This window comes from Chitinophaga sp. GbtcB8, from assembly GCF_019091455.1.
In the GTDB taxonomy this organism is placed as follows: Bacteria; Bacteroidota; Bacteroidia; order Chitinophagales; family Chitinophagaceae; genus Chitinophaga.
The window spans coordinates 45813-60636 of the sequence record NZ_JAGXJN010000019.1; the positions used below are offsets into that span (position 1 = coordinate 45813).

A 14824-nucleotide genomic window follows, 5' to 3' on the forward strand; every position below is an offset into this window, starting at 1 on the left:
CGGAGTGTTAAACAACGTTAACGGTTTAAACTCTTGTTACCTGCGCACATCTAACTATTGGATCAAAAATTTGCGAACATGAAACGCTTAATACTTGTAGCCCTGCTGTTCACTGGCAGCATCGCCTTTCACAAAAATGCCAACGCACAGGTAAGAGTTAACGTAAATTTTAACATTGGCAGCCAGCCTGAATGGGGCCCTGCAGGATATGATTACGCGCAGTACTACTATTTACCTGATATAGATGCTTATTATAATGTGCCTGCACGGCAGTTCGTATATGCGGATGGTCCGCGCTGGATCACTGCTGCCAGCTTACCGGCACGCTATCGCGGGTTTGATCTGTACCATAGTCACAAGGTAGTGATCAATGAACCCAGGCCTTACCTGCACCATGATGTGTACAGGGCGCGTTATGCGCACGACAATCATAGGGATAACAGAAGAGGAAGAGGCCGGGTGATCAACAGGGGCTGGGGCCATGGACGATAAGAGAAAGGGAATATTCTTTACCTGCTATACACACAACAACAAAACGGGTTGGCTGCCTTTTGCAGCCAACCCGCTTATTTTTGAGGCGTAAAGATCTGCCGCAGCTGATCAACCAATACTCCGCTACCACTTACACTAATGCTGCTGATCTTCTCTGCTATCTTTTCCACGTATTCCATTTCCTTCAGCTTCCACAGCATCGGGTTATCTTCCATCAGTTTTGCAGTGTTCAGCAAGCTACGTGTGCTGGCGGTTTCTTCCCGGCGCATAATGGTGTTGGCCTGCGCTTTCTTTTCCGCTACCAGCACCTGGTTCATGATGTCTTTCATTTCACCCGGCAGTATAATATCGCGGATACCGAAGCCGGTTACCTGCACACCCAGGCCAGCTGCTTTATCGCTTACCGCTTGCAGAATGAAGGGCGCCAGGGTATCTTTCTTTTCCAGCAGCTCATCCAAACCCAAACCGGCAACGTATTCACGCAGCGCCAGCTGGAACAGGATGTACAATTGTTTATCGTACTCCTTGTGCTGCAAAATGGCTTTTTCAATATCAGTAACCCTGTATTGTGCCCAGGCGTTAATACGCAAAGCTGCTTTGTCTTTGGTTAGTATTTCCTGGCCATTCAGCTCTGTTTGCAGCTGCCGCGTATCTACTTTACCTATAAGGATGGGAATGTGGTTCCGCCAGAAGTAGTACACACCACCTGCCAGTGTTTGCGCATACTTACCATCAATGAACAGTACTGCACGCTCATAACTTTCCACACTGAAGGTGCGCACGTAAGGCGCTACCAGCCGGTGCTGCAGTGTGGTACGGTCAAGGTTTTCCGTTATCTGCACCTTGTTCAAACCGGCACGTACAAATTTGTATTGTACAATACCTTTCCAGAAAACGTGGCGGCCGGTAGTAAGCACCTGTTTCAGCAAACCGTTTTCATATTGCAGCACTATTTCATCTTCCTTTACCTCTACTACGTGCAGCCTTGCTGCCAGCGCTTCATCCTGCAACAGGATGTTGAGCTCATAAGCTGTTTCAAACGGCGCAGTAGTATCGTATATCCGCACAGTATCAGCGGGCATCAGCCAGTAGCTGCCCTCTGCCAGCATGCGTTTGTACACGCCATTTTTAAACACCAAACCAAGCTGGTAGGCGTTAATTGTTACCCTTTTCATTTTTTCAATTTTATTGCTGTTTTAAAAAGACCAGCGCTACGTTGCATTCAATACATACGGAGGTGGATTTCCGTTACAGGGGACCGTTAATGGAACAGGTGCGGTGTGCATAACCTGTTTTAATCATTGGCTGCCTGTAACGGAGCATTCACCCGCTGGTATTTACCAAACCGCCTGTCGCCTATACCTTTTGCATAAGCCGGCCGGGTAACGCTGGTTTTGTTGGTGCACTTTTTAGGGAAGGAGTGCGCTTCCGGATTGTTGCATTACCTATTATGCTATCCTTAAAAGGAGCGGGATTTGAACCCACATGTAACTGTTGCTCTAACCAATTGAGCTAACGGTGCTTTAAACCGTGAAGGAATCGAACCTTCGACCCACAGGTCAGGACACTACCATAACGCGAACAACAGCATACAGCAAGCTACGGCCGCTGCACTGCGGGGCTTCTAAGACCACGCCCGGGTTGCCGGTTAGAGGGATATCCGCTTCCCCTTTCAGGGGGAAGATCTTTTACTGATGCTTTCCATCAGTCATATTTTATAATCTGTTTTGGCAGCTCATCCAACATAGGTGAAGAATTGCCTGCTGTCCGGCAGCTATATTTTATACCCGCACCTTTCCAGTTTTAACAGCTCATCCAAACATGGAGAGCTATCTGCTGTAGCGCAATTATTTCTGTCTTCTCAATGCACGGCTTTATCTGCGCAGCTGCTGCTGGCAAAGGCATGCGGCTTAGCTTTAAAGGCAAAACCCATCCCGGTGATATAACCCATTGCTTCCTTTAAAGCATCATTACTTTTAAAGTTGGGCTGCGTGTTAATATCTGCGTGCACTTCCATGTCTACATTGTAAGTAGTGAACAGGCCACATAATTCGTAGGCTACTTCAATACTTTTAGTTACTTCCGCCAGCATCCTTTCTCTTACAGACATTTTGCGTACCGTGGTTTCATTGTGTATATACATGAAACCGCCTTTTCCTTTGCGGATAAATACAATTACGGTGGCAAACTCCGTGGTGCGGCCTTTCACCTGGCTGTCTGTACCTATACAAACTTTCATGGTGTAACCATTGTGGATGGCTTGTACCAGCACATCCCTTATTTCATCTTCGATCGGTGTTTTTACAATGGCGCCGTTTAACCGTCTCCATTGTCTTTTGTGGTCCATGACATTCTGTTTTTATTGGTCCGTGGCTGGGGCAGGATTCGAACCTGCACAGGCGATGCTTCAAACCGCTGCTCTACCATTGGAGCTACCCAACCGTTAATTATGTTTTGCGGAGCGGGAAAGATTCGAACTTTCATCCTGCGGCTTAACAGGCCGCTGCTTTACCATTAAGCTACCTATCCGTACTGGTGTGAGCTTGTACCACTGTCCAGAAGTGGTAAGGGATAAATAGCACTCACACCATTGTTGGCCCGGTGAGACTCGAACTCACAACTCCCGGTGTAAAAGACCGGTACTCTAAACCAATTGAGTTACGAACCAATTTTGTTTTGGGCGTCATTAAACTACAGACGTCATTTTTATTCAGTTGCCGGATTCAGAATCGAACTGAAACTATCACAGCCAAAATGTGATGTGTTGACCATTACACTATCCAGCAATTTGTGGTGACTGACAGATTCGAACTATCAACCTTTACGGTATCAGCGTAGTGCGCTACCATTGCGCCAAGTCACCATTTGTTTTGTTGGCCTGACCGGGTTTGAACCGATAGCCTTCTGCGTATAAGGCAGCTGCTCCTACCATTGAGCTACAGGCCAGTTTACTTTCGTATAGAGACACAGCGGTTCGTACGGGAATCGAACCCGTAGCTGCAGATCGACAATCTGAGATGTTAACCATTACACCAACGAACCATAAAAAAAGCCCGGCCGCTTAGTACGACCGGGCTTTTTAACTGCACATAGGGTTACTTATGTGCGGGCATACCAGGGTCGTTTATATGACGAGTGCCATTCAATATGTTTATCATTCTTCTGCTGATCACTATACACATAACAGGGGTTTATGAGTGATAACCATTGATCATTCATACCTGTAAATCGTATGTTTGTTATGTGTAGTGAATGCATTTTCATGTTTGTGTTTTATATAAAATAAAAACCCCGCAATCTCTTGCGGGGCCTCTGTTATATCGAATTCGTTGTTTCAACTATTCTGTAGCATAACATGCCCCGCAAACGCTATCATCCTCCATGGGACTAAAGCCTTTTTTTGCGTTTGTATGTAATTGTATACGTGACATGTTTTTTATTTTTTGTTTTCTTTAACAGTGCAAAGATGAAACTAATTTTTTGATAAAAACAACTTTTGATAAAAAAATTGCATAAAATTTTTTCTTGTTACGACTAACGTGTACGGCCGATGTATTCATTCCATTGTAAACCAGCCGGTAATGTGCGGTTGCAAAATTCTATATGCATCACCCGCCTGTTACTATTGCTGGTGGCCCTGTCAGAGGCATGCAGTAATAAAGGGCGCATCAGCATAACACCTCCTTTAGGCACATTACACATTACTTCCGTTTCAGTTTTCCAGTCAATTGTTTCTGGCCGATAGATGCCTTTGCGATGAGAACCGGGTATTACTTTTAATGCACCATTGGCAGCATCGGTATCATCCAAATGAATGCGGATGGTGTAAATATGTTCCAATATTTCCAGTGGTGGTTGTACTGCAAATTGCTGTTGTTTGATGGTCCACGATGTATAACCGGGTAATGATATTTTCTGATCAACAGAAATCGTAAGATCCTGATGCCAGGCTACCCACCAGTTGGATTGAGGCGGCTTATCAAAATAAATAGACTTCACTACAAAATAGTCATCTCCGAGAAGCTGCTGAATAATTTCATGAAGGTTATTTGTGAAGATCAATGATTGCAGCTTAGGTATTTCTTTCAAACATTGCCGGATGGCAAAAAGATCGGCCGTTTTACGGAAAGTGGGAGATGTGGTATCCGCTGTAGCGAGTGCGGCACTAATGGCCTCTGTTTCATGGGCTGAAAAAACATCCGGTATAACCGTGTACCCGGCCCGGGCTAATTGATCCAGGTAAAGAGGCATGTGCTCCTGCATAAATAACAGATAAGGCCGCTAAGATAATACCCGGCCCGTCAATGTCAAATCGTTTAAAATGTCTGAAAAATGTTAAAAAAACAGCAAACAAGGGACTTCAGCCGTGTATTTTAGTCAAATTTTACCGATATTTGTTATACAAAACAAAACACTACAACTATTCCTAACTATTTTTAATCACCACAACAGGACCATATACCTGTGGAAAAACTTATGGCCTGTGTCAACTTGGAGAACTGTGAAAATGAAAAAACCTATCCATCGAAGAGCTAAACTATTTATTATTCCAATTGTACTTTTTTCGTTTTTATTTGCCGCTAATGCCTCTACCAGCCGTAAGAGAGCAAAATTTATGCCGGTACCTGCTGCCGCAAGCAGCAGTAAAAGTATGGTATACGACAGCTTACAGCTGGGTACGATGGGACTTTCCCAGGATGCTTTTATGTATGGCATGATTGGTTTTAACCGCCTGTTAAATAATGGCAGGCTGCATAACGACAGCCTAATTGCTATTGTGGACTTCAGCCTTCCCTCCACCCAGAAACGCTTATTCGTTATTGATGTAAAGAACGGCCGGCTGCTGTTTAATACACTGGTATCCCATGGGAAAAATACCGGTAAGCTGAATGCTACCAGCTTTTCCAATGCCACTAACAGTAATAAGAGCAGCTTAGGATTTTATATCACGGATAATACCTACCTGGGTGAGCATGGCTTATCACTACGTTTGCAGGGAACGGAAAAAGGCATTAATGATAATGCTATGCACCGGGGTATTGTGATGCACGGCGCCAGTTATGTGAATGAAGATTTTATTAGTAACCAGGGCTACATTGGCCGCAGCCTGGGTTGCCCGGCTATTCCGGACGACATACACCGTGAAGTGATTGAAGCGCTGAAAGGCGGCGCCTGCCTGTTTATTTACAGCGCTAACAAAAATTATATTGCACGTTCCAAGATGCTGAAACAGGACAAAACTTTAGCTATGAGCACCCCGGTGCTGTAAGCGGTATTACCTGTTATACTACCTATGTTTATTGAAAAAGTTAATGAAGACCTGGCATAACCTGCCGGTCTTTTCTTTTTAGTTGGCGGAGGTGAGCGCCTGGCCCTGCTGTCCGTCTGTAAACATCTTTTGCGCCAGGCGTGCATCGTGCCCATAAATATCATCGCGGAACTGTAAAGCGCCCTGCTCATCCACCCAGGCGGTATAATAGGTTACCAGTACGGGTACGGAATGCTTCAGCTCCACATATTTTTCCTTATCGCCTTTGTTAATAGCGCTGTCTACTTTTTCAGGTGTCCATTTTGGCATATCCTGCAACAGGTAATTAGCCATTTTTACGGGATCGCTTAAACGTATACAGCCATGGCTGTATGCACGTTTATCTTTTTCAAACAGGCTTTTTACCGGCGTATCATGAAAGTAGATATTAAAGCTATTGGGGAACAGGAATTTTACATGGCCCAGCGCATTCTTTTTACCCGGGCGCTGCCTTATTACGGGCACGCCGTTGCGCTCGCCAGTGATCTCCATTTCATTTTCTGCCAGGTAATTTTTGTTCTTAGCAATGTGCGGCAATATTTCCTTGCGTACTATGCTGCGCGGCACATGCCAGTAAGGGTTAAATACAATCTGGTTCAGATCGCCGTAGAACATAGTGGTGCTGCTGCCTTCTTTGCCTACTACTACCGGCATATCAAATACCTTGTTTTTGCCTTCCCATACATGCAATACGTATTCGGGTATGTTTACTATGATAAGCTGTCCTTCCGGCGCTGCGGGCGCCCAACGCATACGTTCCATATTCATTACCAGCTGTTGTACGCGTGCCAGTACGGGTACATTCATATCGTGCAGCAGTGTATCTGTAAGCAAACCGGTGGGGGTATAACCATGCGTTTGCTGAAATGTTTTGATGGCTGCTTCCAGGGTGTCGTCAAATAAGGTGCTGCTGTCAGCGCCAGACAGCTCGCCGGTAGCCTGCAATCTTCTTTTTACCAGCTGTATAGCCTCTGCATTATCTCCTTTTTTATACTTTTTCTTGTCGGCTGTAATGGCCGGCCAGCCGCCTTTTTTGGCAATGTCCACATACTGCTCCAGCTGCTTTTTCATGGCGGCGTATGCCGGGGTGGCTGCTTCGTAATCTCTGTGTTCCCGGCTGTTGTTTGCCAGTATAGAATCTGTGAGCTGTAGCAGGCGCTGTTTCTGAATGGGAATAAATTGCTGCAGCTGCGCAGTGTTCAGATCTGCATAATTTTCCTGCGCAAACTGTAAAAAACGTTGTGTTAGCTGTAGTTCTGTTTTTATAATACCGGCTTCATTGCCTGTGATAGTGGTATCATTGTCGTTCATTAATTCATCGAGGCGGATCTCCATTTGCCGGCTGCCGCTGGTGTCTTTGCTGTAATGGTACAGGCTGCGGAAGCCCAGCGCCTGTTCTGTTAACCCCTGGCTGTCGAACCAGGCATATTCAAAATTTCGGACGTTGTAAAAGCTGCGCATAGCATTAGCGGTAGTATCCCCTATTTTTTGCTGCGCTATAAATTTCTCTACGGCTGTGCTGTCCAGGAACAGGTCGTTGTAGGCGTTACTTTTGTTCACCGCGGTATTGCGGGGTGTGATCTCCGGTTTGCTTTTAGTACCCTGCCGGCATCCTGCAAGAAGCAGGATTAAGCCGGCGGGGATGAATAAGATCAGCCATTTCATTTTCATGGTGTTATTTCTTTCTTTATGTACGAGGACCAGGGGGAGAAACGTTTCACTTTCTCCATCCAGTAGCTGTTGTTCATATCCACATCGGTGTATGGCAATCCGTCTGATAACTCTATGGTAGCATCTACCAGGTTCCAGTCGTCTTCTTTAAGATGCCATTTAAAACGATGGGATACGTTCTTGTTATACCCTCCATCTCCTGCAACTAACGTGCCTGCCACAAACTTATTCCTTTGGGCTATGGGCTGTTTCAATTGGGCATTGATTTCCGCAATGAGGGTAGTATTGGTATCAGCTACGGCCACTACAAAAGTGGTATCCTGCCATTTCCAGCCAGGTTCCCCGCCGTCGCGGTGCATCCCTACTTCATAATAGCGGTAATGTACAGGTGTTGGATCATTGTCTTTTTTACAGGAGAAAGCAAGCAGCAATAAAAATGCTACGCAGCATGATTTCAGCATGGTTAAATGGTTTTAATGTGATATGATGTTACAATACGTATCCGCCTGGCAGCATGGATGCCACAGCAGGTATTTTCGTATGCTATAAAAAACGTTTGTTGAAGAGATTAAGTTACAGGGATGGGAAATGTAAAAGTCTATGGCAGACCCATGCGAACGAGCCTATAACGTTTATATTACAATTGCAATTTTATCCCCGCTTTATTCAATCCTTTGGCAATGCCCATCACGATCACGGCATACAGAATGCACCATAACATACCGGGATAACCCTGCTGCAGCAGGTCCGGTAAATGGATGCCCAGCAGGTGCAGGAGGGCATAGATTATAAAAGGGATGATGTAGGTAAGCAAAGGATTGGCGGCGGCAGGTCGGAAAAAATTTGTCCAGCCGCTGATCTGTTTGCGGTCAATAAGCCAGTATAAAAAAGAGAACAAAATACAACAGATAGCTGCGCTGTATAAACACCAGGTAGGGGTGGCGTAGATCTTGGATATTTTAAAATAAGGGCGCAGGAAATAACCGGTCACCAATAATATCAATGCAAAACCACCAGCCTGTATAAACCGCTGCTGCACGCTTTTATTACTGGACTGGTCAAAGAAAATGAGAGAAAGCACAATACCGCATAATACAATAGAGGTATGCGCTGCATTGCCGCTTTGGGAGGTGATCCAGTGCCAGCCGGATTGCTGTATGGCCGGTTGGTGGCCTATAATATAAAACAGCGTACAAATACCGATCATGGCCAGCAACCCATATACATTCCCTTTATACAGCTGGTAAAAAATACAGCTGTATAAATAGGCCCAGCCAATGAGCCCCAGTATACCCCACCAGTGTGGCTGTAAATATTCCGTACCATCCTTTCCACCGCGGTAAATAAATGCCAGCACCAGCAAGCCTGCAATGCCAATGCCTTTTAACACATATACCAGCGTGGGTTTTGAAAGCTTGTACACATTCCACACCAATACCACACATATATAAAACAGCAATGACCATACATGAATAGACATGCCCATTGCAGCTTCATTATAATCGTCTTCTGCATTTACCATAAACAACCCTAATACCAGCAGGCCCAGTGTGCGCCAGCCAATATGCTTTTGCAGCTGCACAAAACTATCGCCTTTAGCCAGGCGGCGGTTAATAGCAAAGGGAACAGACATGCCTACAATAAACAGGAAGGCCGGGAACACCACATCCACAAAGGTCATTGCATCCGCATCAGCCGGCATATGTTTCATCCAGGGGGAAATACCGCTTACGCCGGACAGCTCATTTACAAAGATCATTACCAGGATGGTAATGCCGCGGAGAGCATCAATAGAAAGTATGCGCTGCGTAGATAGTTGGTTGATCATGTAGGTATTGGATTGTTTAGAAAAATAATACATAGTGCTGATAAAAGCAATTTTATAGATCCGTTCACATAAAAACTACTTGAAAAGTAAGTTCCAGCACGTATCTTGGCAGTTTAAAGCAGCTAATATGACTTTGAGGTTTAAGAATGCTTATCTGCTGGCCTTCTCAGGGCTGGTGATGGCAGGCGCGCAGGTGAAAGCGCAGGTAGAGCAACCCCGGAAAATACAGGGACAAAAATTACCGGAAAGCAAACCACTTTCTTATGTAGATCCCTATATTGGTTCCGGCGGACACGGGCACGTTTTTGTAGGCGCCAGCGTTCCTTTTGGCGCAGTACAGGTAGGACCGAATAATATTGTTAAAGGGTGGGACTGGTGCTCCGGTTACCATTATTCCGACAGTGTGGTGATCGGGTTTTCACAAACACACCTGAGCGGTACCGGCATTGGCGACCTGGGGGATGTGCTGATAATGCCCTACACCGGCGATGTAAAGACCAGCCATGGCTCACAGGAAAATCCTACTACCGGTTACGGCTCCCATTACTCCCATAACCGTGAAACGGCAAGGCCGGGTTATTATGCCGTGCACCTGGACGATCATGATATACAGGTAGAGCTAACCGCATCTGAGCGCGTTGGCTTTCACAGGTACACTTTCCCTAAAGGCAAACCGGCTCACATTATTGTGGATCTGAAAGAAGGTATTGGCTGGGATGCACCCGTGGAAACATTCATCCGCCAAAAAGATGAATACACCCTGGAAGGTTACCGCTTTTCCAAAGGCTGGTCAGAAGATCAGCGCCTGTGGTTTGCCATTAAGAGTAATGTACCGGTGAAAAATTTTGCCGTATATGATGGCGATGAAAAGAAAGAAGGCAAGGAGCTGAAAGCCAAATACACCAAAGGCATTATATCCTTTGACAATGCGCCTGCGCAGGTAATGCTGAAAGTAGGCATCTCGCCCGTGAGCAGTGAAAATGCGCTGGCTAACATTAACGCAGAAATTCCCGGATGGGATTTTGCTGCAGTAGTGAACAGCGCCAATAACAAGTGGAACAAGGAGCTGGCCAAGATCAATGTACAAAGTGCAGATGAAGCTAAAAAGCGCGTATTCTACACGGCTATGTACCATACCATGATAGGCCCGGCCCTGTTTAACGACCATGACGGCAGCTACCGCGGTACGGATAAAAAAGTGTACACCAAACCTGGTTTTGATAACTACACTACTTTTTCCCTGTGGGATACTTACCGCTCTGCAGCGCCGCTTAGCACCCTGCTGCACCCGGACCGTATGAGCAGCTTCATTAACTCCCTGCTGGCTATTTACCAGCAACAGGGTAAGCTGCCTATCTGGCCGCTGATGGGCAGTGAAACCAACTGTATGGTGGGTTACCATGCCGTGCCCCTGATTGCCGATGCTTACCTGAAAGGGTTTAAAGGTTTTGATGCGGAAGCTGCGCTGGCCGCCATGAAAGTATCCTCTACCCGCGACGACCTCGGCGTGAACTACGTGAAAGAGCGCGGTTACATTCCTTCTGATAAAGAATATGAGTCCGTATCCAAAGCCATGGAATATGCCATTGACGATTGGTGTATTGCAGCGATGGCCAAGAAAATGGGTAAAACGGATGATTATAATACCTACGCCAAACGTGCTGCTTACTACAAGAATTATTTTGACAGCACCATCAAATTTGTTCGTCCGCGTATGAGCGATGGCAGCTTTAAAACGCCGTACGATCCTTTCCAGTCCAAACATGAAAAAGGCGATTTTACAGAAGGTAACGGCTGGCAGTATACCTGGCTGGTGCCGCAGGATGTGGAAGGCCTGATCAGCTTAATGGGTGGCGATGCGCCTTTTACCCAAAAGCTGGACAGTCTGTTTGAAGCTAAAGGCGATATGGGTAAAGAAGCTTCCAGCGACATATCCGGCCTCATTGGCATGTATGCGCATGGTAATGAGCCCAGCCACCATGTTACCTATATGTACACTTACGCCGGCAACCAATGGAAAACGGCAGAAAAAGTACGGCAGGTAATGCAGGAGTTCTATACCACTAAGCCGGATGGCCTGGCTGGTAATGAGGATGTAGGCGCTATGTCGTCCTGGTATGTATTATCTTCTGTTGGTTTTTATCCTGTAAACCCGGCCAAGGGCATTTATGTTTTTGGCAGCCCGGTATTTGATAAGGCCAGCCTGCAGCTGCAGGGCGGCAAAACCTTTACCGTGCAAACGCTGAACAACAGCGCTGCTAACAAGTATATTCAAAGCATTACCCTGAACGGTAAGCCTTATACGAAAAGCTATATTAAACATACTGATATTGTGAAAGGCGGTACGCTGGTGGTTAAGATGGGAGATAAGCCGAACTATGAGTTTGGGAAGCTGCCTGCAGACAGGCCGGACTCCAAGCTTTAATTACGAATTGTCAATTACGAATTAGAATGCAGCGAAAGGTAGTGTGATGTTGAATAAAATATAAAAAACTAAAAAGTCCTGCACTGAGGCAGGACTTTTTTTTATGTGTTGATATGAATGTATCGTGGATTGTGCACGAATAATAAGCGAAATATTTTTAATTACTCAGTACTCAATTCGTAATTCTACACCGCTATCGCAGCCAGCACTTCCGGTGTTAGCTCGCCAAACAGTGATACGCCTGCGGCGCCGTTCTTCACGGCCAATGCTACGCCGCGTTTCAGATCGTCCATATTACCATTAAAGTCCGGGAGGAAAAGGCCGGCGTATAAAGGGAAGCGGCCATTGAGGGCGCGCACGCCTTCGGCTACTGCATCACCGATCCAGCTTACATCTTCCTGGTAAAAGCCATGATAGATCATGGGGTTCACCGCATCCAGGTGCCAGTTGGTCCAGTCCTGGCGCACAATGCGCTTGGCTATTTCCGGCGTGGGAAATACAGCAGCAGTAATAGGTTTCTTATGCTGCTGCGCTACTTTGGCCAGGTTGTTTACGATGTTGGTGATACGGTCATAACGGAACTTACGCCAGGAAGGGCTCTGGTCCGGGTGTTCCATTTCCAGCGGGTCTTTGCCTTTTTCTGCTTTGTAGGCATTACGGCAGGTTTCGCAATAACAAAAATCGTATTCCGGTAATTCTTTGGATTGGTCAATGCCGTATTTGCTCCACAGGTTCACGGGCAGTATCACATCACAATAACGTACATAATCCAGGTGAATGCCATCTATATAATCTTTGGAAAGCGCGTTTTCCACCTGCTGTTTCAGGTAGGTTAGCGTTTCCGGTTTGCTGGGGCATAACCAGCGGTAGTAACCCACATAGGGCGGGTTGGTTGCGCAGGATTCGCCTTTACGGTTCAGTGAGTACCATTCCGGGTGAGCAGCCAGCAGCTCTTTTTCTCCGCGGTTCATTGTCCAGATCCAGCGGTGGGCTTTAATGCCATTCTTTTTAGCGATGCGGAAATGTTTTTCGCTATCGTCTTCAAAGTAAATATCGCTGATGCCTGCTTTTTTATAATCGGCATAACGTTTTTGTATGTCTGCTTCTGCATCTTCCTTGTTAGGATTGATCCATACGCGATGCGCTATTTTTGGGGGCGCTGCCTCCTTTGCCGCTGCAGTGGCTTCTTTGGCCAGAGCAGGTACACCGGGTAGTAAAACTACGCTTCCCAGACCCAGTGATTTTATAAAATTACGCTTATCCATTGTTGTAATTTACGGCTTTTGAACGGCTTGGGTAGAGAATTGTAAGTAGCCCCATTTCTGCGGCACATGCATGTTGATAACACCCTGCGGCGACCATACCCAGTTATGTTCCGGTAAGGGTTTGCCGGTGGCGGGGTTGGTTTTCTTTACGTACTGGCCGCCTTTAATTTCCGTATCCCATTCCACGCGGGAAAAGTTAATACGCCAAACGCTACGGTCTTTCGGTACATCCGGTACACCCAACAGGCGCAGGGCTTTGAAAGGAATAGCCATTTCCACTGTCCAGGATTTATCTTTATCCGCAGGTTTGTTTAAGGTGCCATTTATGCCGATGGCTGTTTTCATGCCTTTAGTATCCCAGGTAATAAGGGCATGGCCACCCTCGTTGTAGGGACGCGGCATAAACAGGTCAAAAACAGTATTGCGGGCATTCACCTCTATTTCAAAATATTCTTTCCCATCCCCATCCGGATCAATAAATAGTTCAAAATCGTTGTCGTGGAAGATGATGGTATCATGCAGCAGCAGCTTGCCCCAGATATGCGGTTCTTCCAGTTCGGCGGCTACATACAGGTACTGATCATCCCACAGCATTTTAAGGCGGGTGCGTAAAGGCGGCTGCGGGCGTTTGTCGCCTTCAATATCAGTAAAATCCTGGCTCCAGGCGGCCTGCTGCCATACGGCTTCATTCAGTTTACCATCAATAGTGGGTTTGGTGCTGGTATGAAAGCTGGTATAATGCAAGGGCTCTACATTCTGCGCTTGGGCGGAAGCAGCTGAAAAAAGTAATATTCCCCCGGCTAAAATATTACGGATGCTGCGCTGAGAAAAAGTAAAATAATGCATGTCGTAAATATAGGGAATATACAGTAGTTTTTTTTATTATTTGTTCGGCAGGAAGAAGGGATGAAAGGCTGACAGCTATACCGTTACACGGTTTGCGCCGGCAGTGCTGCGGGGTTAGCTGTTACAGGCGCCATCAACCAGTAACAGCCGGATAATGTACGGATACCGGGAGGAAACCGGCGCTGTTCAGAGGCAGCGCCGGGCTTCCGGTATTAAAACAATCAATATTAAAAACTGTCCTGTCCTGATGTTCACTGCCCTTTAAAGGCTGTTTGGTGTGCTGCTGACCCCGCGCCTGCTGCGGGTTCCCTGCAAAAAATTGCGCGGAAACCGCAGCGGCAATAATTGCCGGGCAACCATTGAAAACGCGTATGCCAGTTAAAATGTCTTATAGTGTGCTCTGCAGCCGGGGGCCGTCCGTTTATGTAATTCCCGTTTGATATCTGGATCCATTCTCCTACATTGCTCAGGCATTACATACGGAAGGCAAACCGGATCTGAGAGAGCATGTTTAAAGCAGGGTTTCCGTTCTACAATTCACTGTTACAAAGCAAGCATATCCAGCTTACCTATGCAATAACTCATTATTTAAATAGTAACTACTTAAATAAATATTTTTATGGCTGAAAGGAAGGTCAATTCAACTAACTACCAGAATCAAGCTTTCCTGGAAAGTAAGTGTACGCTAAATGAGCTGCTGGTATTATTAAGCCGGCGCTGGTTTACGGAGATCCTTTTCTGTATAGAGGAAGGCAACAGCCGTTTTTCCGGTATCAAGGAAGAGCTGTCGCCTATTACGGATCATATACTGGCAGACCGTTTAAAGCTGCTGGAAAAAAACACGCTCATCAACCGGCAGCACTTCCCGGAAGTACCGCCTAAAGTGGTGTACACGCTTACCAAGAAGGGAGAGGAACTATGCGCATTGCTGGAAAAGCTGTGTGATTTTTCGGGAACTATTCCGAATATTTGTTGATGCTGCGCGCAGC

Annotated in this window: 12 protein-coding genes and 6 tRNA genes; 4 read left to right on the forward strand and 14 right to left on the reverse strand. The window is 46.2% G+C overall.

Annotation, left to right across the window (positions count from 1 at the left end):
* The first annotated feature begins 78 nt into the window (after positions 1 to 78).
* The gene (locus KVT36_RS17320; RefSeq protein WP_217604729.1) at positions 79 to 492 is read left to right on the forward strand and encodes a hypothetical protein; all 414 of its coding nucleotides are present in this window, start codon (positions 79 to 81) and stop codon (positions 490 to 492) included.
* 74 nt (positions 493 to 566) lie between these two features.
* Here KVT36_RS17320 and KVT36_RS17325 read toward each other — a convergent pair whose 3' ends face one another.
* From KVT36_RS17325 to KVT36_RS17365, 9 genes are all read right to left on the reverse strand, one after another.
* Entirely contained in the window at positions 567 to 1667 is a 1101-nt protein-coding gene (locus tag KVT36_RS17325; protein ID WP_217604730.1) for a slipin family protein, read from the reverse strand.
* A 686-nt stretch (positions 1668 to 2353) separates the two neighbouring features.
* A complete protein-coding gene (locus KVT36_RS17330) occupies positions 2354 to 2839 on the reverse strand; it encodes a ribonuclease H-like YkuK family protein (protein WP_089906768.1) in 486 nt (161 codons plus the stop codon).
* Positions 2840 to 2862: 23 nt separating this feature from the next.
* Positions 2863 to 2934: transfer RNA gene (locus KVT36_RS17335), tRNA-Phe, on the reverse strand.
* A gap of 15 nt (positions 2935 to 2949) precedes the next feature.
* Positions 2950 to 3021, reverse strand: a tRNA-Asn gene (locus tag KVT36_RS17340).
* A 64-nt stretch (positions 3022 to 3085) separates the two neighbouring features.
* Positions 3086 to 3160, reverse strand: a tRNA-Lys gene (locus tag KVT36_RS17345).
* Positions 3161 to 3283: 123 nt separating this feature from the next.
* Positions 3284 to 3355, reverse strand: a tRNA-Ile gene (locus KVT36_RS17350).
* Positions 3356 to 3365: 10 nt separating this feature from the next.
* A tRNA-Ile gene (locus KVT36_RS17355) sits at positions 3366 to 3438 on the reverse strand.
* 24 nt (positions 3439 to 3462) lie between these two features.
* Positions 3463 to 3534: transfer RNA gene (locus tag KVT36_RS17360), tRNA-Asp, on the reverse strand.
* Between the two features lie 492 nt (positions 3535 to 4026).
* Complete coding sequence (locus tag KVT36_RS17365; protein WP_254640062.1) at positions 4027 to 4755, reverse strand: phytanoyl-CoA dioxygenase family protein; 729 nt, start codon at positions 4753 to 4755, stop codon at positions 4027 to 4029.
* Positions 4756 to 4999: 244 nt separating this feature from the next.
* Between KVT36_RS17365 and KVT36_RS17370 the strand changes: the two genes are divergently transcribed.
* On the forward strand, positions 5000 to 5761 hold the full coding sequence (locus tag KVT36_RS17370) for a murein L,D-transpeptidase catalytic domain family protein (RefSeq protein ID WP_217604731.1): 762 nt from the start codon (positions 5000 to 5002) through the stop codon (positions 5759 to 5761).
* A 78-nt stretch (positions 5762 to 5839) separates the two neighbouring features.
* On the opposite strand, the gene KVT36_RS17375 is transcribed toward KVT36_RS17370, so the two are convergent.
* The 3 genes from KVT36_RS17375 to KVT36_RS17385 all read right to left on the reverse strand — a co-directional run bounded on the left by KVT36_RS17375 (position 5840) and on the right by KVT36_RS17385 (position 9299).
* Positions 5840 to 7465: a murein L,D-transpeptidase gene (locus tag KVT36_RS17375; RefSeq protein WP_217604732.1), complete on the reverse strand. Its 1626-nt coding sequence runs from the start codon at positions 7463 to 7465 to the stop codon at positions 5840 to 5842.
* 2 nt (positions 7466 to 7467) lie between these two features.
* Positions 7468 to 7932, reverse strand: coding sequence for a hypothetical protein (locus KVT36_RS17380; RefSeq protein WP_217604733.1), 465 nt, complete (start codon positions 7930 to 7932; stop codon positions 7468 to 7470).
* A 176-nt stretch (positions 7933 to 8108) separates the two neighbouring features.
* Positions 8109 to 9299, reverse strand: coding sequence for a DUF5009 domain-containing protein (locus KVT36_RS17385; RefSeq protein WP_217604734.1), 1191 nt, complete (start codon positions 9297 to 9299; stop codon positions 8109 to 8111).
* Positions 9300 to 9426: 127 nt separating this feature from the next.
* Here KVT36_RS17385 and KVT36_RS17390 point away from each other — a divergent pair, with 127 nt between their 5' ends.
* A complete protein-coding gene (locus KVT36_RS17390) occupies positions 9427 to 11724 on the forward strand; it encodes a GH92 family glycosyl hydrolase (protein WP_217604735.1) in 2298 nt (765 codons plus the stop codon).
* 185 nt (positions 11725 to 11909) lie between these two features.
* Here the strand turns inward: KVT36_RS17390 and KVT36_RS17395 are convergent, their stop codons facing one another.
* On the reverse strand, positions 11910 to 12989 hold the full coding sequence (locus tag KVT36_RS17395; RefSeq protein ID WP_217604736.1) for a family 10 glycosylhydrolase: 1080 nt from the start codon (positions 12987 to 12989) through the stop codon (positions 11910 to 11912).
* 9 nt (positions 12990 to 12998) lie between these two features.
* A complete protein-coding gene (locus tag KVT36_RS17400; protein WP_217604737.1) occupies positions 12999 to 13835 on the reverse strand; it encodes a carbohydrate-binding family 9-like protein in 837 nt (278 codons plus the stop codon).
* Between the two features lie 619 nt (positions 13836 to 14454).
* On the opposite strand from KVT36_RS17400, the gene KVT36_RS17405 reads away from it, so the two are divergent.
* Positions 14455 to 14811: a helix-turn-helix domain-containing protein gene (locus KVT36_RS17405; RefSeq protein WP_089906776.1), complete on the forward strand. Its 357-nt coding sequence runs from the start codon at positions 14455 to 14457 to the stop codon at positions 14809 to 14811.
* Positions 14812 to 14824 lie beyond the last annotated feature (13 nt).